Source organism: Butyricimonas hominis (assembly GCF_014287455.1).
In the GTDB taxonomy this organism is placed as follows: Bacteria; Bacteroidota; Bacteroidia; order Bacteroidales; family Marinifilaceae; genus Butyricimonas; species Butyricimonas muris.
Genome location: NZ_JACOOH010000005.1, coordinates 108941 through 130164 on the forward strand (window position 1 = coordinate 108941; position 21224 = coordinate 130164).

General features: G+C 45.0%; 18 protein-coding genes. 11 read left to right on the forward strand and 7 right to left on the reverse strand.

The features are described 5' to 3' along the window. The first annotated feature begins 16 nt into the window (after positions 1 to 16). The 4 genes from hisH (at position 17) to hisIE (ending at position 2786) form a co-directional block, all read left to right on the forward strand. Entirely contained in the window at positions 17 to 601 is a 585-nt protein-coding gene (gene hisH, locus H8S64_RS11955; RefSeq protein ID WP_186976257.1) for an imidazole glycerol phosphate synthase subunit HisH, read from the forward strand. Between the two features lie 5 nt (positions 602 to 606). Next, positions 607 to 1305, forward strand: coding sequence for a 1-(5-phosphoribosyl)-5-[(5-phosphoribosylamino)methylideneamino]imidazole-4-carboxamide isomerase (gene hisA, locus H8S64_RS11960; protein WP_255469519.1), 699 nt, complete (start codon positions 607 to 609; stop codon positions 1303 to 1305). A 105-nt stretch (positions 1306 to 1410) separates the two neighbouring features. Then, positions 1411 to 2166, forward strand: coding sequence for an imidazole glycerol phosphate synthase subunit HisF (hisF, locus tag H8S64_RS11965; RefSeq protein ID WP_186976259.1), 756 nt, complete (start codon positions 1411 to 1413; stop codon positions 2164 to 2166). A gap of 14 nt (positions 2167 to 2180) precedes the next feature. Then, a complete protein-coding gene (gene hisIE / locus H8S64_RS11970; RefSeq protein WP_186976260.1) occupies positions 2181 to 2786 on the forward strand; it encodes a bifunctional phosphoribosyl-AMP cyclohydrolase/phosphoribosyl-ATP diphosphatase HisIE in 606 nt (201 codons plus the stop codon). A 10-nt stretch (positions 2787 to 2796) separates the two neighbouring features. On the opposite strand, the gene H8S64_RS11975 is transcribed toward hisIE, so the two are convergent. Together H8S64_RS11975 and purE are read right to left on the reverse strand one after the other, a co-directional pair. Beyond that, the gene (locus H8S64_RS11975) at positions 2797 to 4854 is read right to left on the reverse strand and encodes a helix-hairpin-helix domain-containing protein (protein ID WP_186976261.1); all 2058 of its coding nucleotides are present in this window, start codon (positions 4852 to 4854) and stop codon (positions 2797 to 2799) included. 251 nt (positions 4855 to 5105) lie between these two features. Next, positions 5106 to 5612 carry a 5-(carboxyamino)imidazole ribonucleotide mutase gene (gene purE, locus H8S64_RS11980; RefSeq protein ID WP_099293760.1) on the reverse strand — a complete coding sequence of 169 codons (507 nt, stop codon included), beginning with the start codon at positions 5610 to 5612 and terminating at the stop codon, positions 5106 to 5108. A gap of 103 nt (positions 5613 to 5715) precedes the next feature. Here purE and H8S64_RS11985 point away from each other — a divergent pair, with 103 nt between their 5' ends. The 4 genes from H8S64_RS11985 to ubiE all read left to right on the forward strand — a co-directional run bounded on the left by H8S64_RS11985 (position 5716) and on the right by ubiE (position 9331). Continuing rightward, positions 5716 to 6255, forward strand: coding sequence for a phosphoribosyltransferase (locus H8S64_RS11985; protein WP_186976262.1), 540 nt, complete (start codon positions 5716 to 5718; stop codon positions 6253 to 6255). A gap of 87 nt (positions 6256 to 6342) precedes the next feature. After that, entirely contained in the window at positions 6343 to 7332 is a 990-nt protein-coding gene (gene obgE, locus H8S64_RS11990; protein ID WP_099293756.1) for a GTPase ObgE, read from the forward strand. 83 nt (positions 7333 to 7415) lie between these two features. After that, positions 7416 to 8459, forward strand: coding sequence for a DUF2776 family protein (locus H8S64_RS11995; RefSeq protein ID WP_099293754.1), 1044 nt, complete (start codon positions 7416 to 7418; stop codon positions 8457 to 8459). Positions 8460 to 8638: 179 nt separating this feature from the next. Next, a complete protein-coding gene (gene ubiE / locus H8S64_RS12000; RefSeq protein WP_186976263.1) occupies positions 8639 to 9331 on the forward strand; it encodes a bifunctional demethylmenaquinone methyltransferase/2-methoxy-6-polyprenyl-1,4-benzoquinol methylase UbiE in 693 nt (230 codons plus the stop codon). 34 nt (positions 9332 to 9365) lie between these two features. On the opposite strand, the gene H8S64_RS12005 is transcribed toward ubiE, so the two are convergent. The 3 genes from H8S64_RS12005 to H8S64_RS12015 all read right to left on the reverse strand — a co-directional run bounded on the left by H8S64_RS12005 (position 9366) and on the right by H8S64_RS12015 (position 14164). Next, positions 9366 to 10655 (reverse strand): arginine deiminase, encoded by a 1290-nt coding sequence (locus H8S64_RS12005; RefSeq protein WP_186976264.1) that lies wholly within the window; start codon positions 10653 to 10655, stop codon positions 9366 to 9368. Positions 10656 to 11178: 523 nt separating this feature from the next. Beyond that, on the reverse strand, positions 11179 to 11931 hold the full coding sequence (locus H8S64_RS12010) for a BT1926 family outer membrane beta-barrel protein (RefSeq protein WP_099293748.1): 753 nt from the start codon (positions 11929 to 11931) through the stop codon (positions 11179 to 11181). A gap of 61 nt (positions 11932 to 11992) precedes the next feature. After that, positions 11993 to 14164, reverse strand: coding sequence for a hypothetical protein (locus H8S64_RS12015; RefSeq protein ID WP_186976265.1), 2172 nt, complete (start codon positions 14162 to 14164; stop codon positions 11993 to 11995). 186 nt (positions 14165 to 14350) lie between these two features. On the opposite strand from H8S64_RS12015, the gene H8S64_RS12020 reads away from it, so the two are divergent. Next, the gene (locus H8S64_RS12020; RefSeq protein ID WP_176555135.1) at positions 14351 to 14707 is read left to right on the forward strand and encodes a helix-turn-helix domain-containing protein; all 357 of its coding nucleotides are present in this window, start codon (positions 14351 to 14353) and stop codon (positions 14705 to 14707) included. 425 nt (positions 14708 to 15132) lie between these two features. On the opposite strand, the gene H8S64_RS12025 is transcribed toward H8S64_RS12020, so the two are convergent. Together H8S64_RS12025 and H8S64_RS12030 are read right to left on the reverse strand one after the other, a co-directional pair. Beyond that, the gene (locus H8S64_RS12025; protein ID WP_186976266.1) at positions 15133 to 17613 is read right to left on the reverse strand and encodes an endonuclease MutS2; all 2481 of its coding nucleotides are present in this window, start codon (positions 17611 to 17613) and stop codon (positions 15133 to 15135) included. Positions 17614 to 17649: 36 nt separating this feature from the next. Further along, entirely contained in the window at positions 17650 to 18354 is a 705-nt protein-coding gene (locus H8S64_RS12030; protein ID WP_186976267.1) for a DUF1573 domain-containing protein, read from the reverse strand. Between the two features lie 117 nt (positions 18355 to 18471). On the opposite strand from H8S64_RS12030, the gene rpsO reads away from it, so the two are divergent. Both rpsO and pnp read left to right on the forward strand, forming a co-directional pair. Further along, positions 18472 to 18741 (forward strand): 30S ribosomal protein S15, encoded by a 270-nt coding sequence (gene rpsO / locus H8S64_RS12035; protein WP_099293740.1) that lies wholly within the window; start codon positions 18472 to 18474, stop codon positions 18739 to 18741. A 121-nt stretch (positions 18742 to 18862) separates the two neighbouring features. After that, the gene (pnp, locus tag H8S64_RS12040; RefSeq protein WP_186976268.1) at positions 18863 to 21100 is read left to right on the forward strand and encodes a polyribonucleotide nucleotidyltransferase; all 2238 of its coding nucleotides are present in this window, start codon (positions 18863 to 18865) and stop codon (positions 21098 to 21100) included. Positions 21101 to 21224 lie beyond the last annotated feature (124 nt).

Genomic DNA, 21224 nt, shown 5'->3' on the forward strand with positions numbered 1-21224 from the left:
AAATCTTAAATCATAAATGGGAAAGGTTGTTATCATAGAATACGGTGCGGGAAATTTATTCTCGGTGGAAACGGCGGTGCGGCGGTTGGGATATGAGGTGGCGTGTAGTGCCGATGCGGAAGTGATACGGGCAGCAGATAAGGTCATATTCCCGGGGGTGGGGCAGGCTGCTGCCGCGATGCGCCAGTTAAAAGAGAGCGGATTGGATACGGTAATATCATCATTGCGGGTACCGGTGCTGGGGATATGTTTGGGGATGCAATTGATGTGTGAGGCTTCGGACGAGGGGAACACGGACGGGTTGGGGATTTTTCCTGTACGGGTGCGGAAGTTCGGGAGCGAGAGCAAGGTGCCGCACATGGGATGGAACGGGATTCGGGAGTTGAGGAGTCCGTTGTTTACGGGGGTGAACGAGGGTGAGAGGGTTTATTTCGTGCATTCTTATTATGTACCCGTGTGTGAAAATACGATTGCGACGTGTGATTATCAGCGGGAATTTAGTGCCGCTATTCGGAAGGATAATTTCTGGGGATGTCAATTTCATCCGGAGAAGTCTGCTGAAACAGGGGCACGAATACTTGAGAACTTTTTAAAATGGTGAGTGATATGGAAAAGGAGATAACGATTATTCCGGCGATAGATATTATCGGGGGGAAGTGTGTGCGCTTGATGCAGGGAGATTATGACAGGAGTAAGGTTTATCATGATGACCCGTTGGAGGCTGCACGATGTTTTGAAGCGGCGGGAATGGAGAGGTTGCATCTCGTGGATTTGGACGGGGCGGCGGCTTCTCGTGTCGTGAATGTCGATGTGCTGGAAAGAATATGTAAGCATACACGTTTGCGGGTGGATTTTAGTGGTGGGATAAAAGGGGAGGATGATATTTGCCGGGTGTTTGATGCCGGGGCTTCATTTGTTTGCTTGGGGAGTATGGCACAACAGGATAGACGGAAAACTACCCTGTGGTTGGAACGATACGGGCGGGAGCGGGTGATTGTAGGTGCGGATGTCCGCGGGGAGCGGGTGTATATCAACGGGTGGAAACGTGAAACGGAAACGACTGTATTTGAGTTGGTGGAATGGTACCGTCCCATGTTGAAATATTTGATGTGCACGGATATAGAGCGGGACGGGATGTTGGCGGGCGTGGCATTGCCTTTATACCGGGAGTTGGTGACCCGTTTCCCGGAATTGACGGTGATTGCTTCCGGGGGAGTGAGTTCAAAAGAAGACGTGAAGGCGTTGGCAGGTGCGGGTGTGACAGAGGTCATAGTGGGGAAAGCGTTGTATGAGGGGAAAATTTAATTAATTTATGATTTATGAATTACGATTTACGATTAAAAACGTTAGTTCGTGGGAAAAATCATAAATCGAGAATCATAAATCATAAATCTTAAATCATAAATTGGTATGTTTTTAGCAAAGAGAATAATTCCTTGTCTGGATGTAAAAGACGGGAGAACGGTAAAAGGGGTGAATTTCGAGAATTTACGGGACGCGGGGGACATCGTGGAACTGGCTGAGCGTTATTCGAAAGAGGGGGCGGATGAATTGGTGTTTTTGGATATAACGGCGAGTTGTGACAAGAGGAAGACGATGGCGGAATGGGTGGAACGAGTGGCTCGTGCGGTGAATATTCCTTTTACGGTGGGGGGAGGAATATCATCGGAAAAAGATGTCGAGGTGTTGTTGCGGAAAGGTGCGGATAAGGTGTCTGTAAATTCGAGTGTGTTGGCTGAGCCCGGTTTAATTAATCGGTTGTCGGGGGCATTCGGGCGACAGTGTGTGGTGGTGGCGATTGACGCGAAACAAGGTGCGGATGGTTGGCAGGTTTATAGTCATGGCGGTCGTTTGGCGACGGAACGGGAGCTTTTCTCGTGGGCACGGGAGGCAGAGGAGAGGGGTGCGGGTGAGATTTTGTTCACGTCGATGGACCATGACGGGACACATCAAGGTTTTGCCTGCGATGCCGTGGCTCGACTGGGTGAAATGGTGCGGGTTCCGGTTATCGCATCCGGGGGAGCGGGGTGTATGGAGGATTTTTATGACGCGTTTGTTCGCGGGCAGGCGGATGCCGTGCTGGCGGCAGGGGTATTCCATTTCGGACAGGTCGGGATACCGGAGTTGAAGTGTTATTTGAAAGAGAAAGGAATTGTTGTACGTTAAAAATGAAAAGAGAGATGATAGCATTGGAAAAATTGAAATTTGATGTAAACGGGTTGATTCCGGCAATCGTGCAAGATGCTGAAACCCGGGTAGTATTGATGCAAGGGTACATGAACGCGGAGTCTGTTGCGAAAACGTTGGATTCGGGTAAAGTGTGTTTTTTCAGTCGTTCCCGTCAACGCTTGTGGACGAAGGGGGAGGAAAGTGGTAATTTTCTACACGTGAAAGAGATACTCGCTGATTGTGATAATGACTCGTTGTTGGTGAAAGCGATACCTGCCGGACCTACTTGTCACACGGGGAGCGACACGTGTTGGGGCGAGGTCAACCGGGAGAGTGATTTTCTGCATTATTTGCAACAATATTTGCGAAAACGTAAAAATGATTCTCCGGAGGTATCGTACACGGCACGATTGATAGGCAAGGGTATTAACAAGGTCGCTCAAAAAGTGGGCGAGGAAGCCGTTGAACTGGTGATTGAAGCGAAGGATGACAACGAAGAATTGTTCTTGAACGAGGCGGCGGATTTGATGTATCACTATATTGTGTTATTGATTGCCAAGGGGTACGGGTTGGAAGATGTGGAACGGGTGTTGAGGGGAAGACATACAGGGGTGTGAGTCCGGTTTGTTATATTCTGACTCGAACTTGGAAAGTAAAATCGAATAATTTGTTGTCGTCCACTTGTGTCAAAGAGGAGCTGATAATCGTTTTGTCCGGATAATAGATTACGCCGGCTTTGAGGTATAGCGTGATGCGGCGGACGGGTTTCCAATTCAGATTCAAGTAGGAACGTACACCCCGTTCTTGGTATGCCGGGAAAGAATACCCGTAAAGTACGTTATGTTCGTAGGCGTATACGCGGGCATTGTAGCTGTCTGTATCAAAGTATGCCAAACGAAACTGGGCTTTAACGTTTTCTTTGCGGGAAGTATAGGCAATGTCTTGATAAACGAGAAAACCGGACTCTTTTTTCTCTTGTTTTGCGTAGCGGACATAGGTGGCACGGCTTTGTAGTTTCAGGCATTCACTGGGGATGTAGGAGAATTGGAGTCTGTATTCTTGTTTTACGCAAGTGACGGAGATGATTTTTTCTGCTTTGTAGTCTTCCGGTTTCCCCTCGTGTTTGAAACGCAGGCTACATTCCCAGCGGGGACGGGAGTAGGTGACTTCACCCGAGACCTCGTTTCCGGAACCGGGGAGTGTTGCTTGATAACGGGGTGCGAAGAAACGGAAATGGTCGTAGTACGCGTTAAGTTTCAAGTCGCGGAAAGGTGTACATTCCAGTCCTGCGTATATGCCTTCTTCGTTGGAGGTATTCGAGTATTCGGCGAATCCGCTGTTATAATGGGAGCGGAAGTCTTTATCGTATCGGCGATAAATGACGCTTAGTGCTGCGGGGCGGAAACCCGTGTAACGCAATCCGTTGATGGTTGCCCATGAGCCATTGTCGCCGCGGGCGATTTCCCCGAATAGAAAGCAGTGGCGGGCTCCCGTTTTATAGTCGATGCTGATGAGGGTGCGATGGCGTCCCCGGTCGTTGTATTGCTGGTAAGTGGATTTCCCGATGGCGAGAGCGGGGGTGAAATTGTAATATAGAATTTGTATCCCCGCTCGAAAGTAGCGGTGATTCAAGCGGGTGGAGAGTCCGGTCGTAAATTCTTTCAGCGTGTGTTTCTTCTCTGATTCCAGTGCGTTGCGGTGATAACCTGTTTGATAGAGTGTGGCTGTGCGTAAGGCTTCCGGGGTGAGGGTATCCGTGGCGAGCGGGTTGCCGTCGGTCTTTTTGTAGGAGATGAATATTTCTGTTGTCATATCCCGAAAAGGTTGTAGGCTGATGGCGCCACCCCGGAGAAAGCGATTCTCGTCGGTGGAGAAGTAGGGCATGATGCCGTTTCCTGATTTTTCGTTACTCAGTGAAGCGGATGATTTGCCGGTAGAGAATCCGCCCCACGCGATTAATCCTTGTCCCCATTGTATTTTATAATCTCCGACGCATATTTTTTGAATGGTATTACCGGGCGTGTAGCAGAGGTGGGCGGAGAGAAAGTCGAATCCGGGTTTCTGGTTTTTCGTGAAATAATTCTCACCCGCGTCGTTTTCGAGGGTGATACCTCCGTGCCAGCGGTTTCCGGCGGTAGCTTTGTATTTTAACAAGGTGCTTACGGGCGGACCTTGGAAACGGTTTCTTTTTTTGGTGAGGTAATCTTTTTCATAAATGAATGCATCTCGGCTGTATTGCTTGTAACCGGCTTGTTGTGGGCGTGTGGTTTTGACGCGAGCCAGTATCTCGTGGTGCAATCGGGGAAGGCGGGTTGTACCGGGAGTGTAATCCCCGATGCGGATAAAGGGTTTGATATTTTCTAAATCTCTAGTGCCGATACCTGTAACCAATAGAATCTCGTTCGGGTGCATGAAAGCACCATGCTTTTCCCGAAATTCCAGTAAATTGTCAATCTGTGCATCTGACAGGAAAAAGAGCATTTTCAGGCTGTCGAAAGGTGCGGAATTAATATTTATAGGGTTTGTGGACAGATTCAAAAGGGTTGCCACGATATCTTCATAATAAGATTCGGAAGCTTCCACGTCATTGTCTTGTAATAATTTCTCTATATCCGTGATTTCCTGCGAGTGAAGAATGGCAGGGAGCATGAATAGAAATATACAGAAAAGTACTGCTCTACACATCTTTGGAAGTTTAGGTTATTGGTATGAAAGACGGCTTTGGAGCCGCATATCCAAAGATATGAAATTTATAAGTTATAACTTATAAAAATGGGGAAAATGTGAATTTTATCAAGTACGATTAATAAGAGGATGTGGCAAAACACATCCTCTGGTCTGTAAGGTCTATAAAGTCCATCATGTCATAAAGTCAAGAGTATTTATGAACTGAAGGTTCGTCTTTTATAGACTAGAGGTGTGTAAAACACACCTCCTTAATTCGTCTTGTAATCGTATTTTACTTTTGCCAGTTCATTGTTGGCGTCAACGATTTTCTTTTTCAAGGATTCTTTGAAATCAACGATTTTCGCTTTTAATGCATTGTCACCCACGGCAAGAATCTGTGCTGCCAATATTCCGGCGTTCATGGCTCCGTTGATGGCTGTGGTGGCGACAGGGATGCCCGGGGGCATTTGGGCGATAGCCAAGAGGGCGTCCATACCGTCGAGGGAGGCATTGATGGGTACTCCGATAACGGGGACGGGAGTCATGGCGGCGATAACACCCGGCAGGTGTGCTGCCATTCCGGCTCCGGCGATGATAACTTCGATGCCCCGTTCGCGAGCGCCTTTGGCGAAGGCTTCCACTTCTGCCGGCGTGCGGTGAGCGGAAAGAGCATTGATTTCGAAAGGTATGCAAAAGTCATTCAATACTTTTGCGGCTTTTTCCATAACGGGTAGATCAGAAGTGCTACCCATGATAATACTTACTTTTGGATCCATATTTTTACCGGATTTTAAATTCAAAGTTGTACTTTTGCGCAAAGTTAAATAAAAAAACGAGTCCGAAGATGGAAAACAGTCATTCGGGAGAAATATTTGTGATATGAAAACAATCAGACTGCATGATCGGGATTTCCGGTTATTGATCGGGGCAGAGGAGATTGAACAGGCGATAGACCGGGTTGCCCGACAAATGAATAAGGATTTGGCAGGGGAATCTCCCTTGTTTATTGGTGTTCTGAACGGGGCTTTTATGTTCGTGTCCGATTTGCTGAAGAAAATCACGGTGGAAGGGACAGAAATCAGTTTCGTGAAGATTGCCTCGTATGACGGGCTTGCTTCTTCCGGAAACGTGCAGAACTTGATAGGTTTGAAAGAAGATATTGCCGGACGTACTGTCGTGGTTTTGGAAGATATGGTAGATTCGGGAGAGTCTATGGTGTACTTGAAGCGTATGTTGGAGGAGAGGAACCCGAAACAAGTGAAGATCGCGGCTATGTTTTATAAGCCGGGGGCTTTGAGGTATGACTTGACTCTTGATTACACGTGCATTCCCTTGGGGAACGACTTCGTGGTCGGGCGAGGCTTGGATTACGATGGGCTGGGACGGAATCTACCGGACTTGTATACAATTGAAAGTTGAAAATTGAAAATTGAAAATGACGAGTGAATGATGTCATTTTTAATTTGGAATCTAAAATCATAAATCATAAATCTAAAATAAAAAAGGATGGCATCAACGAACTTTGTCGATTACGTGAAAATTTTCTGTCGTAGCGGAGCCGGGGGACCGGGCTCCATGCATTTGCACCGGGATAAGCGTTCCGCTAAAGGCGGGCCTGACGGGGGAAATGGAGGACGCGGCGGTCACGTGATTTTGCGTGGGAATCGTAATTATTGGACATTGATTCACTTGAAATTCCAACGTCACGTGTTCGCGGGCGACGGGGAGAGTGGAAGCGGTAATTTGTGTACAGGGGCGGACGGGGAAGATGTAATCGTGGACGTGCCTCTCGGGACAGTGGCTCGGGATGCGGACACGGGTGAAACGGTTTGTGAGATTACCCGGGACGGTGAAACGGCTATTGCCGTTCGAGGAGGACGAGGTGGTCTTGGAAACTGGAATTTCCGTTCTGCCACGAATCAGACACCTCGTTACGCGCAACCCGGGGAACCGCGCGTGGAGCGTACCGTGATTATGGAGTTGAAAGTACTTGCCGACGTGGGATTGGTGGGATTCCCGAATGCCGGAAAATCGACCTTGTTGTCCGTGGTGTCGGCAGCGAAACCGGAGATTGCCAATTATCCTTTTACAACGTTGGTACCGAACTTGGGAATCGTGAATTACCGGGATAATCGTTCTTTTGTTATGGCGGATATCCCCGGTATCATTGAGGGGGCTCACCTTGGTAAAGGATTGGGATTGCGATTCTTGCGTCATATCGAGCGAAATTCGGTATTATTATTTATGGTGCCGTGTGATAGTAAGGACATTCACGAGGAGTACCGGATATTGCTGAACGAGTTGAAGCAATTTAATCCGGAATTGTTGGATAAAAGAAGATTGCTGGCAATCACGAAGTCCGATTTCATAGACCGGGAACTCATGGCGGAAATAGAACAGGACTTGCCGGATATTCCTTACGTTTTTATTTCTTCCGTCACGGGAAGCGGCATCACGGAGTTGAAAGATATGTTGTGGAAGGTACTGAATGATTAGGTTTTTTAATATAATTTTCAAAGAAACGGGTTAACCGAATATGTTAATCGCCGTATATGCATAGGTATTAAAATGAATTGCTTATGAATTACGGTATTAGTGTTTTGTTTCGTTTAATTCCCTTATTGATGGCGTTGATTTGCTTCTTTTTCGGGGGGTATATTTTCGGTTACGGGAATGATGAAGCTCGTTGGGTGGCAGGGCCGGTCGTGTTTTCATTAGGAGTTCTTTGTTTAGCCCTTTATGCCACGGCTGCCACGATCATTCGTCAGTTGATCCACACGTATAATCCTGTGGTGAAGTATTTGTTGCCTGCCATGGGGTATTTGTTTGCCTTGGGTACTATGATTTGGGGGATCACTTTGTTGAACATGGCGGAACCGCAGAATATGTTCGTGCCGGGGCACGTGATTTGCGGGGTGGCATTAATCGCCGGTTGTATCTCTACGGCGGCGACTTCATCGACTAAATTTACATTGATTCCGGGAAATTCCCACGGGACGAGTGATAAAATTAACCCGGCAGGTTTTTCAGCGACGACGGAATCCACGCTGATAGGAATCACTATCGTGCTGGCTTTGGTGGCATGGGTATGGGCTATCGTTTTATTGTCCGGGGCTTCCGAGGGCGATCATCTGGTTGCCGGGAGTGTCATGGCGGGCTTGGCTTGTATATGTACGAGTCTGATTGGTTTGGTTGCAAGTATTTCCCGTCAGATCAGGAATGATTACGGGGAAAAAGATAGAAAAAATTGGCCTAGACTGGTATTTTTCATGGGGACTATCTGTATTGTAGGGGGAATTGTAGAGTTGTTGGCTGCAGCGGCTCCCGTGAATACTACCGGTTTTATCTTGATTGGCCTCGGGCTGGTTTGTTTCAGTATTTCCAGTAAGGTTCTTTTATTGGCAAAGGTGTGGCGTCAAGAATGTAAATTGGCGAACCGGATACCTTTGATTCCGGTCATGACAGCTTTGTTTGCTCTTTTCTTGGGAGCCTTCCTTTTTGAAGAGGCGTCACTGGATAACGCTTTCTTTGTACCTTCGCGTGTACTGATCGGTTTGGGAGCGATATGCTTTTCCCTGTTCTCGATTGTCAGTATTCTGGAAAGCGGTACATCGAGCAAATAACTATACTTTCGGAGGTTTTGATTTGAGTTTATATTTCGTGTCGTGAGGACTCTCTGCAAAGGGTTCTCACGATTTTTTCGTGTGTACTTTATACATGTTTTGTTTTGAGTTATACAGGCGGTTATTGTTTTAGAAGCTAAAAATTGATTATTTTCGCCGTTGAAATAAATGAAAAAATAATGGCAAAGAAAGAAAAGGTACAGGAGATGTTCAACGGGATTGCGCCCAAGTATGATTTGTTGAACCACTTGTTATCTATGGGGATTGATAAACGTTGGCGGAGAAAAGCGATGAAAGTGGTAGGAGCCGGGCGGAAAGAGCTGGTGTTGGATATCGCTTGCGGTACGGGTGATTTTTCTATCGAGGCGTTGAAGCATGGCGTGAAGCGTGTGGTTGGGGCGGATATATCCGAGAATATGTTGGTTGTTGCCCGTGAGAAAGCGAAAAACAAGGGACTGGCAGACCAACTCGATTTCCAGTACGGGGATAGTGAGAATCTTTCGTTCGGGAATAATACTTTTGATGCCGTGACAGTGGCTTTCGGCGTACGTAACTTCGAGCACTTGGAGCAGGGGTTGACGGAAATGTGCCGGGTGTTGCGTCCCGGGGGAAAGGTGGTTATTTTAGAATTTTCCACGCCTGAAAGATTTCCTATGAAACAGCTATACAATTTTTATTTCAGAAATATACTGCCTTTCGTGGGAGGGATTATTTCCGGTAACCGGAAGGCTTACGAGTATTTGCCGGCTTCGGTATTCGCTTTCCCTCAAGGAGAGAAGTTCTTGGAAATCATGCGTCGTTCCGGTTATGCTAATGTTTCTCAGCAACGGTTGACGTTCGGAATCGCCAGTTTATATATCGGGGAGAAATGAAAAAAGCCTCCGTTCGGAGGCTTTTTTCATTTCTTTACCACTCTACTTCATCCCGGTTGATCGGCATGGTCATGCATCTGGCACCTCCTCCTCCGCGGGGAAGTTCCGAACCTTCAATGGTAAGCATGTATTTGTTGTAGTTCTTTAAATCTACTTTATTGCTAATCACGTCACAAGCGCGGATAATCTCGAACCCGGCGTTGCTCATGGCTTCCACGGTATAATTGTTACGAGCGTAACCGATGACTTTACCCGGTGCCACGCAGAAGAAGTTTGCACCACTGTGCCATTGTTCTCTTTCCATGTTCCAAGTTTCGTCTTCGCCGCCACAATACACGGGCTCCAAGTCCATTCCCAGTTTTTTCAACGCATGTAACAAGGTTTTCTCCCTGCGGATACTGATTAATTTGCCGTGTTGAATCTTGATATGCACGGTCTGGTAGTTGCCCGGGCTCATAATCAGGGGCTCGTAAACCATACATTTGTCTTTATCCAAGAAGGTAAATACCATATCCAAGTGGATGAATGATTCTGGAGAATGGGGTAATTCCTGTACCAGAATATGTTGTACTTTATCTTCGTTCCGGTTGATGAAGTTATACATCAGTGCATCGATACCGCGAGTGGTGGTACGTGCCCCGTTACCGATTACTAAAATATCGTCACGAGCGATCAGAACGTCACCTCCCTCGATTGTTAATTTGCGGGTGGGGTCGTTTGTCGTGTTCAAATTAAGGGTGTGTGTTTTGAACCCGGGGGTGAAATCAAAAATAGACTGCATGATCACGGCTTCGCGATCGCGTACTGCATTTGCCATGCGGCCGATGAGTACCTCGTTATACATGCTCATGGATGCATCGCGAGTGAAGAAGAAATTATGCAACGGACGCAGGTCATACCAATCTTTATTCAGGAATTTGGTCAACGTGTCCCGTTTCATTTCCACCCCTTCGATGAGTAAACGGGCTAAATCTTCTGCATCTTCATCCAATAATTTATCCTTGATCGAACCTTTGGGTGTTTCTTCCGCGATAAAAGGTTCTATTTTTTCGATGCGGTTGAGCACTTCCAACTTGATGGCATCGTCCTTTAAAATGTTCGTCAGCAAGTCTCTTACTTGATAAGTTTTCGTGATCTTACCCAAGACTTCACTGAGCTGTTTGTATTCTTTTCGTGCAATTGATAGATTTAAAATATCGCTGTAGAGCGCTCTCTCAGCGTTTTCAGGAGTCATGTTTTCTACCTCCTCGCCTGGTGTATGGAGGATAACTCCATTCAGTTTTCCGATTTCGGATTGAACATTTACCTCAACAATCTTAGACATAAATTGGTTTTTTTGATTACATGACAAAAATACGATATAATGAATGATAAACCTTATAAATCACCACTATAATTATGCAAAAGCTGAAAATAATTATGCACGGCGGGAGAAAAAAGGAGAAAGGGATACACTCGGTATCCCTTTCAATATCTCGAAGAGTTGTCCGGCCTCTCCGAGCTGGTTGCATTTTCAAATATTTTAAATGTATGAATACCTCTTTCTACTTGGCTTTTCGAAAGGAATCCGATACATGATATTTTCAAAACTAGGCTAAACACTCGTACGACGCAAAATTATAACATTTAATTTAGAAATACAAATAATATTCTACATAATCGCTTTGGGGAATTTCGTTTGCGAAATGGTGACTCTGCCGCCTGTATCGTGTCAGATTAATATTACTCTTTTCCCTGTAAAAAATCTTTTGTCAGCTATATTTTATATAAAAGAGCGAGGATGTGTCAAAACATCCTCTGCTACTCCCGGGAAAGACTCCCGTACGTTCTGGTTGCAATATAATTTGTTAGAATCGGAATCCGATTTTCAACATTGGGTTAGACAAAAAGTCGATACCGTGTCTGTCTGAAGATAGAAGTTTTAATCCGACTTGCGGGCGAATATTGTACACCGTGTAGTCGTATGCCAACGGGCGTATTTCGATTGAAATGAAAAATGCTTTCGAAACGAAATAATCGAAGCCGGTCACCCCGGCTACCCGGTAGCCGAATGCTTCCCCGACGGATTTACCCAAGTAAGATTCGTCGTCGGCTTTTGCCGTTTGGCGTCCGTAGGAAAACCCGAACTCACCCCCGTAGCGGAAAAATAACTTATTGTATTTGGTTTTCACGTAACGTTCAGCCCCGAGTACCACGGAATATTTCAAATTATCTTTCGAGGTTACGAATTTGTAATCCGGGACGTCCCCTTCTTCAAATTTTCCCTCGGTGCTACTGCCGGGAACGGCTTTGTACTCGGGGTTGTTTTTGAACGAGAATCCTCCCATCGCTTTTAATGCCCATTTCTCTGCAAACATCCATTTGAACTCGAAGTTCAAGGATAGCTGTTTGTCAAACCAGCTGGTTTGAGGTGCAGAGATATTGTAGCTGCTTAGATTCGGAGCCGGGGCTTCCATGCCGACAAAAGAACCCACGCCCAAGTTCAAGGAAACTGCCTTGTCTCCTTTCTTCGGGGTGACATCTTCTTGCTTCTCTTGTGCATTCGCCAGCAGAACCGAACCCGTCATGATGATGGCAATTGTCAATACTCTTTTTAACATATTAGAATAGTGTTTGTTTTCATCGGGCGATTAACGCCCGATGATGTGTTCGTCAGTATTTTTATTCAGCTTCTTCCAAAGAGTCGATAACTCCTTTCAAACGGTCAACTTCTGCTTGGTTATATACGATGATTTCTTGCAGGTTCTTGATTTCTTGTTCAAGTATTGCAATTTCATTCCTCAAGGTTTCATGACCTCTATTAACGATTTCGTCTTTCTCAGCCTCTTCTGCTGCTTCGAATTCTTTGATTAGGGCTTGATTTTCCTCAATGGTTTCAGTGTATGTGGCGATATTTTCGTTACACTCTTTGATTTTAGCTTCGATACTTTCCTTGTACTCTGTCAGAGAACCATCATTGATTAACTCCTCGTATTTAGTGATTAAGGCATCGTAAACAGCTTTTTCACTCTCGATGTTCTCTCTTTCTTTCTTGATAGCCGAGTATTCAGAATCTTCTATTGCTTTTTCTGCATCTTCAACAGCTTTTACGGATGCTTCCAAAGTTTCTTCGGCAGTGGCAAAAGCTTTCTCTGCTTTTTCTTTATCAGCTAAGAAATCGGTAAGAGTTTTGTTGGCAGCCTCTAGTCTCTCTTTGAAATTAGCTTCAGCTTCTTCTGCGTTATTAGCGTTACTTTCCGCTATTGCGATCTTGTTTTGCAATTCACCGCCCTCTTTCACGGCTTCCATCGTGTCGTTGTAAGTCTTTTCGGCTTTTTCCATTGCAACCACTGCTTCAGCTAAAGTTTTTGCATTTTTCTCGATTTCTTTATTTAACTCTTCGATGCTATCTTTTGCTTCTTTGAGTGCGGCTTCGTTGTCGTCGTGTGCTTTTTTAGCGGCATCGTAAGTTATTTTTGTTTCAGCTGCCAGTTCCTCTGCGATTTTTAACTCTCTTTGGTATCCGGCGATTTCATCGGCACTTAATGACTCGTCTTTTAAAAGCTCGGTTAGCCGTTTTACTTCGGCGAGATGGTTGTCATACACGCCTTTTTCTGTTTCCATTTTTTCTTTCAATGCAGCTTGTTTCCCCTCGCAAACAGCTTTTTCCTCCGTTGCTTCAGCTAATTCTTTTGTCAATCTTTCTGCTTCCTTTTGAATAGGTTCAACAGCTTTTTCAGCATTTTCTTTGGTGGCGAATAATTCCGGAATACTGGTCTTTGCTTTTTCTAAAGCAACCTTTGCTTCTGCTAATGTTTTTGCCGTTTCGGCGGTTGCTTTTTCTAACTCTGCTTGTTTTTTCTCGATATTGGTAGTAACCCCGTATTCAAATTCCGGGAACTCGTTGATGATATCTTGTTTAGCTGAATTTAGACCATTTTCAGCATCCTCGTACGCTTGGGTTGCCTTTTCTAGCTCTTCTCCAGCTTTGTTTTTTGCATTGTTAGCGTTGCTTTGATTTTTTTTAGCTGCATCTAGCGCTGCAAGCAATTTGCTTTGGTCGGCTTGTAAGTCGATTAATTTTAAGGTTAAATCGCTGTATTTTTTATCCAACGCTTCTTTTTGGGCGTTTAATTCTTCAACTTTTTTAGATGCTTCGTCTTTAGTCACATCTGTGTTGTTTTCCATCCATGTTTCCAGTGCTGCTTTAGCCTCCTCGATATTTTTTTGTGCTGTGGCAATTTCTGTTTGCAGCCCTTTCACGTAGCCATCATAACCGCTGTTAATCGTTTTCTCTTTCGTGGCAATTTCCTGTTGTTTTTGGGAAACTTTAAGTTCTGCACCGCGCAACTTATTTAATGCTGAAGTGTATTGATTGTACACTTCAATAAGTCCCGAGTTTAATTTGCCATCGATGATAGCTTGGTTTAATTTGTTTTGGAATTCTTGTAATTTGTAGGCGGCTTTTGCCTCGGCTACTTGGTATTCCAGTTCGTTCAACCGTTGTTGGTATTCGAATTCCAAACGAGCTTGCTCCACTTCTTGGTTGATTCTCTCGATTTCTGCACGGATTTGTTCAGCCTCGGCTTCGGTCTTCGCGGCTTCAGCTTGGGCTTTCAATTTCTCTATTTCGATACGTGCAGCCTCGTTTTTGGCGTCATTTTCCGCTTTTAATTTCTCTGTTTCGGCTAAAATCTTTTGGGCTTCGCCTTGTGCTTTTATCATTTCGGCTTGAGCTTGCAACCATGCAGTTTTTGCCGTACGCATTTGTTCAACTGTTGCAGATTCTTTGTCGTCCACGCAAGAGAACATTACCATAGTTATTAAAACAACTAGTAAACCAATTTTTCTCATAACACTTTTTTTATTAAACATTGAATAATTCTATAGGTTTATTTATACAATAACAAGTGAATTGTTGTATTAACTTTACAAAAGTATGGTATAAAATTTACTTATGCAAGAATTGTGCAACATTTTTGTGATTATATAATACAGATGGCGGTTCTTTTGTCTGTATAATTCTCGTATTTTTATTCCATGAAATTAGATATAGGAGAGATAATAAGGCAAGAATTTGAGAAGAGTGGTTTGAGTATCAGTCAATTCGCTCGGATGATTAATAAGGAGAGGACAGTTGTGTACAATCTTTTCAAGCGTCAATCAATTGATACACATCTGTTGTATCAAATTTGCATGGTGTTGAATGTCGATCTGTTTCGCGTATTTTCGGAGTGTTTAGGAGAGGAGAATAAAGTTATTGGTGCAGACCGTGTGAATGAGTTACAAACGACTTCTTCCAAACGGAAAGTCATGTTGGAAGTGGAATTGGATGATATGGAATATGACCGAATCATGCAAAAAATGTTTGAAAAAAAGAAAGATTTAAGTCGTTGATTTTTCATGTAGAATTCCCGTGTTCACGGTATGATCAATAACTTTATTATTATTGGTCATGATAATACTGTATATTGGTATATGCTTATTTCAAAAATGCAAGATAAACTCTTGTCAAAAAATTTTTACAGTTTTTCTTCCTTGTTCGAGGTGAATTTCTGTCCAATTCAGTTATCGGGCTAGAATAGACTATAGTTATACCATGTATTTTGCTATTATTAAATTTTATTCAAATTCAATTTAAATTCTATTATTCAACCTTTGTAATAGGGGATGAATGGGAGTTGAATGGGAATTGAATGGGAGTTGATATTAATCAAGTACAAGTCACGTATATTAAATATATTTATTATTTAACTTATTTTGACTTAAACACGAGAGAAATTTGGTTCTCTCGTGTCCACTATTTTAGTTTGGCGTGTTTTTCAGATATCCAGTTTGACAACCGTGATTCCTGAGCCTCCCATTTGCACGTGTTCGTCCCCGCAATGACCGACGACGGGATTCGTTCTCAAGTAATCCCTGATAATCTGCCGAAGGGCACCGGTACCCGTCCCGTGCAGGATACGCAAGTCTTTCATGTTCAGCATGACAGCCGAGTCTATAAATTCGGCTACTTTCATGAGAGCCTCGTCCCCCCGCAACCCGCGGACGTCAATTTCCGGCTTGAAGTCCATGCGTTTCTGGCTGATGTTTTCCAGATAGGACGAGGTGCTTTGCCTCGGCTTGCTTTGTGTTATTTTCTTTGCCACGCTGTTGGATACTTTCGTTAGACGTTCCGTTTTCACGGTTGTCATCAGTCCGCCTAGGGCAATCACGGCGCTTTTATCATTGATTTCGATAATTTCGCCGATAGCTTTATTGTCGAGTTGCACGAGATCTCCTTTATTGAGCGCGAGTGTTTTTCGGGTTTCTTGTTCCGGCGTGGCGGTTTGCGGTTGTTTTCCCCGTTCTTGACGTTTCTTTTCCCGGTTCTTCAGTTTCTCGATTTTCTTTTGAAGACGTTCTTCTTCGCCTTGTTCTTCCGCGAGGAGGCGTTGTTTTTCTTCTTCAAAGGCAGCCTTTGCCAATTTCGTTTGCTCTTTTTCTGCTTGGCTTTCCTTGATTTCCCGGATGGTTCTCTCTATCGTGCTGTTCGCACCGGATATGATTTCCTTTGCTTTTTCCTGCGCTTCTTTGATAATCTCTTTTCTTAATTTGGAAGCATCATCCAGTTCTTTCTTGTAACGCTCCAGCACTTCCTCGAGGCGTTTTTCGTTGTCGTGAATGCGTTTCCGTTTTTCTTCCCAGTACCGTTTGTCCCGTAGAATTTCTTTCAAGTGCTTGTCGAAGTTGACCCTGTCTTCCCCGATTTTGCCGGCGGCATCGTCGAGAATCTCCTTCGGGAGTCCTATCTTCTTGGCTATCTCGAATGCGAAAGAGGAACCCGGTTTGCCGATTTCCAATTGGAACAAGGGAAGCATCCGGTGGGAATCGTATAGCATGGCACCGTTCACGATGCCCGGGGCAGAGGAGGCAAAGTGCTTCAAATTAGTGTAGTGGGTAGTGATAACTCCTTTCACTTGGTTCTGGTTCAAAGCGTTCAGTATTGCTTCGGCAATGGCTCCTCCCAGCATGGGTTCCGTGCCCGTTCCGAACTCGTCGATTAGGATTAATGTATCGTCTGACGCGTAACGCACGAAATTTTTCATGTTCACCAGATGGGAACTATATGTACTCAAATCGTTTTCGAGTGATTGTTCGTCACCCATGTCAATAAGTATCTTGCGGAATATCCCGAATTTACTCGATTCTTCCACGGGTACGGGAATGCCGCATTGGAACATGTACTGCAAGAGTCCGGCAGTTTGCAAGCAAACGGATTTACCCCCGGCGTTAGGGCCGGAGATTAGGACGATACGTTGTTCCTCGTTGATTTCGATATCCAGAGGTATGACTTCCTTGCCGTTGGCTTTTAAACTAAGGTATAACAGGGGATGTTTTGCCTTGTACCATAACATCTCGGGACGATTCTCGAAGACGGGTACGATAGCGTTTACCCGAATGGCGAAAAGAGCTTTCGAGCGAACGAAGTCCACGAAAGCCATGAAATCGTATGCTGGGATCAAGTCGTCGATATAGGGACGTATGTCATCCGCGAACTGGCGGAGGATACGGGTGATTTCCCGTTTTTCTTCTAATTGCAACTCCCGGATCTCGTTGTTGGTTTCGATGATTTCCGTGGGTTCGATATATGATGTTTTTCCGGTTGTCGATTCGTCATGCACGATACCGTTTATTTTTCGTTTGTAGGCGGCGGGAACGGGAATAACCATTCTGCCGTCACGGATGGATATGTTCGTGTCTTTGTCCGCCCAGCCCTCTTCCTGTGCTTTCTGCAATAAGGCTTGCATGCGGCGGGATATTCCGGATTGTTTTTTTGTGATACTATGCCGGATATTCGCGAGGGCAGGGGAGGCGGAGTCTTTTATCGTGCCGAATTTGGAAACGATGGAATCCAGACGCTGCAATATATACGGGAATACACGTATGTCCCCGGCACGAGCGACCAGTGAAGGGTATTGTTCCTGTTTGTTGTTGAAAAAACGGGTAATGGCGTTCAATGATTCCAGCGAGTTTTTTAGTATTACCAGTTCGTTTATTTCCAGAAATAGCCCTTCGACTCTTACGCGAGCGAGAAAAGGACGGGCATCGTGATAATAAGATACCGGGAAATTCTCTTCTTCCTGACAGATGCGTATAAATTCCGCCGTTTCGGAGAGTGAGGTGCGAATCCAATCCGCGTCGGATGAAAACGTGATATTGTCTACCAGCTCACGTCCCATGTCACTCAGGCTGTTGTTGCTGATAAGTTGTCTTATTTTGTCGAATTTTATTTTTGTCTCGAAATTTTCAGGATAAACCATACTAATTGAAAATTGAAAATGCAAAATTGAAAATGATTAATAAACAAGGGAGAAGTTGAAGCTCTCGCCTTGACTGGTTTGGATTACAAGTCGATCGGCGGGAGAGAACGCGGTGTTCTCGTTTCCGGTGTAGCGGATGATGAGGTTGCCGATCATTCCTTTCTCCATGGTGAAGGGGGTGTAATCTACTTCTAGGTAGTCGGGTTTGACGATGGATGTAATGGATATATTTTTTTTGCCGGTATTGATCATATTCACGATTTGTTGTTTTGTTTTTAATTGGTTTATGGAGATGGTGTCCGTGTTGACGCGTAACTCTCCCGCTGTGAAGGGATATTCTTTATCTATGTCCGCGGGTTTGCCCACGACTTCTCCGTTTAATTTTAAGACAAGATTGGGCGGGTTACCATTGGTGTACACGATAATTTTCTTGGAGAAGGTACCGGGACGGTCTTTCGGGTTGAAGACCACGGAGATGGTTCCGCTGTCCTGTGGCAGGATCGGACGGCGGTTCCATTTTGGAACAGTACATCCACAAGTCGTTTCTACGTATTTTATTAGTAACGGTGCTTTGCCCTTGTTCACGAATTTGAAGTTATACGTGATTTTTCCTCCGGTTTCCTGTACCAGACCTGCGTCGATCGTGTTTTTCTCGAACGCGATCTTGGCTTTCTGCCCGAACGCGAGAGCCGGAATGAATAGCATGATGAAGTATATTAGTGTTTTCCCTTTTCTGATCATGTCGTTGTAATTTTGAGTACAAAAATACAAAAAGGGATGGAAAAGATTGTTTGATGTCGGAATAAAGTATATCTTTGCGGCGTTAAAATAATTTTTAAATTTAAAGAACTGAACATCATGTATTTGACATCAGAAAAGAAAGAAGAACTTTTTTCACAGTACGGGAAGTCTAATAAAGATACCGGCTCTGTTGAGTCACAAGTAGCTTTATTTTCCTACCGTATCGCTCATTTGACCGAGCATTTAAAGAAAAACCACAAAGATTTCGCTACTCAAAGATCTTTGATTAAACTGGTTGGAAAACGTAGAGCGTTGCTTGATTACATGAAGAAGAAAGATATCGAGAGATATCGTGCTATCGTGAAAGCATTGAATTTACGTAAGTAATTACATACCGGACGATCCGGATTGCCCGGATCGTCTTTTTATTAAAATCCTCCCCTCCTCCTCCTTTTATCTTAAAGAATTCCGTTAAAATGTTTTATATTTTAACAGTATTATTATTTCTATGAATGTAATTGAAAAAAGCATTACCCTGAAAGATGGTAGGGTAATTACGCTAGAGACCGGAAAGCTCGCCAAACAAGCCGATGGGGCTGTTATGTTGAAGATGGGCAATACGATGCTTCTGGCTACGGTTGTTTCTGCACAGGATGCAGGCCCGGACGTGGACTTTATGCCTTTGTCCGTGGATTATAAAGAAAAGTTCGCTTCTCTGGGACGTTTCCCCGGGGGATTCACTCGCAGGGAGGGAAGAACTTCCGATTACGAGATTCTGGTATCCCGTTTAATAGACCGTGCGTTGCGTCCCTTGTTCCCGGATGATTACCATGCCGAGACTTTCGTGCAGGTAACATTGTATTCGGGCGATGCCGAGACGATGCCGGATTGTTTGGCAGGGTTGGCTGCATCTGCCGCTATCGCCGTGAGTGATATTCCTTTCCACGGACCGATTTCCGAAGTTCGTGTAGCTCGTGTGGATGGCGAGTTGGTGATCAACCCGACCAGAAGCCAATTGGCGACGGCTGATTTGGATATTATGGTTGCCGCTACTTACGAGAATATCATGATGGTGGAGGGTGAGATGAACGAGGTGTCCGAGAAAGAGATGCTGGAGGCTATTATCTTCGCTCACGAGGCTATAAAAGATCATTGTCGGGTACAAGAGGAATTGGCTGCGGCTGTCGGTAAAGAGAAGCGGGTTTACAGTCATGAAGTGAATGACGAGGAACTTCGTAAAGATATTTGGGCTAAATGCTATGACAAGGCTTACGCTATGGCCCGCCAGTGCAACGCGGATAAACATTTGCGCGAGAGATTGTTCACTCAGGTGAAAGATGAGTATTTGGAATCTCTTCCGGAAGAGGAGAGAGAGGCGAAGAAGATGCTTGTCGGTCGTTATTATCATGACGTGGAGAAAGAAGCTGTACGTAGAATGATTTTGGACGAGGGTTTGCGTCTGGACGGTCGTACTACCGATCAGATTCGTCCTATCTGGTGTGAGGCAGGTCCTCTACCCGGACCTCACGGATCGTCTGTCTTTACCCGCGGTGAAACACAGGCATTGGCTACCGTTACTCTGGGAACCAAACTCGATGAAAAGATTATTGATGAAGCCACGGAACAAGGAAAAGAAAAATTCTTGTTGCACTATAATTTCCCGCCGTTCTCTACAGGTGAGGCAAAGCCTTCCCGCGGTGTGGGACGTCGTGAAATAGGTCATGGAAATTTGGCTCACCGCGCATTGAAGCGTATGTTGCCGGATGGTTATCCTTACTCCGTGCGTATCGTTTCGGATATTTTGGAATCTAACGGTTCGTCTTCCATGGCTACCGTGTGTGCCGGAACATTGGCATTGATGGATGCCGGTATCCCAATCAAGAAACCGGTAACGGGTATCGCGATGGGATTGATTACCGATAATGAAAAATATGCCGTGTTGTCGGATATCTTGGGTGACGAGGATCACTTGGGGGATATGGACTTCAAGGTAACCGGAACCGTGGATGGAATCACCGCTACCCAGATGGATATCAAGGTTGACGGACTTCCTTACGAGATTCTGGAGAAAGCTTTGGAGCAAGCAAAACAGGGACGTTTGCATATCATGAATATTATTAAAGAAACCTTACCTGAGCCTCGTCCGGAGTTGAAACCGCACGCTCCGCGTATGGTGACTCTCACGGTGGATAAAGACCAGATCGGTGCTATCATTGGTCCCGGTGGAAAGATTATTCAAGATATTCAAGAGAAATCCGGTGCCGTTATCGTTATCGAGGAAGTGGGTAATCAAGGTATCGTGGATATTTCTGCCAGCAACGCCGAGGCTATCGAGCTCGCGGTTGCCCGTATCAAAGCTATCGCTAGCAAGCCGGAGGTTGGGGAAGTTTATGAAGGTGTCGTGAAAACGATCACTGCATTCGGTGCTTTCGTTGAATTTATGCCCGGTAAAGACGGATTGCTGCACGTTTCTGAAATCGACCACAAACGTATTGAAAAAGTGGAAGATGCCTTGAAAGAAGGTGATAAGGTTCGCGTGAAATTGATCGATATAGATCCTAAAACCGGTAAGTTCAAACTTTCCCGGAAAGTGTTGCTTCCGAAACCCGAAGGGATGGAGCAACAAAACGATCGTCCCCGTGGTGATCGTCAGGATCGCGGAGATCGTCAAGACCGCGGCCCAAGACAGGATAGAGGTCCTCGCCATGATAGAGGTCCGAGACCGGAAAGAAGAGATAGAGAATAGATAGAAAGGGGCTTAACGCCCCTTTCGTTTTTAAAGTTTATAAGGTTTTTAAGGTTCATAAAGTAACGGGTATCCTTCGGGCAAAGTTTATCGGCAGTTCTGCTGCCGTAGGTAAAGCCTACGT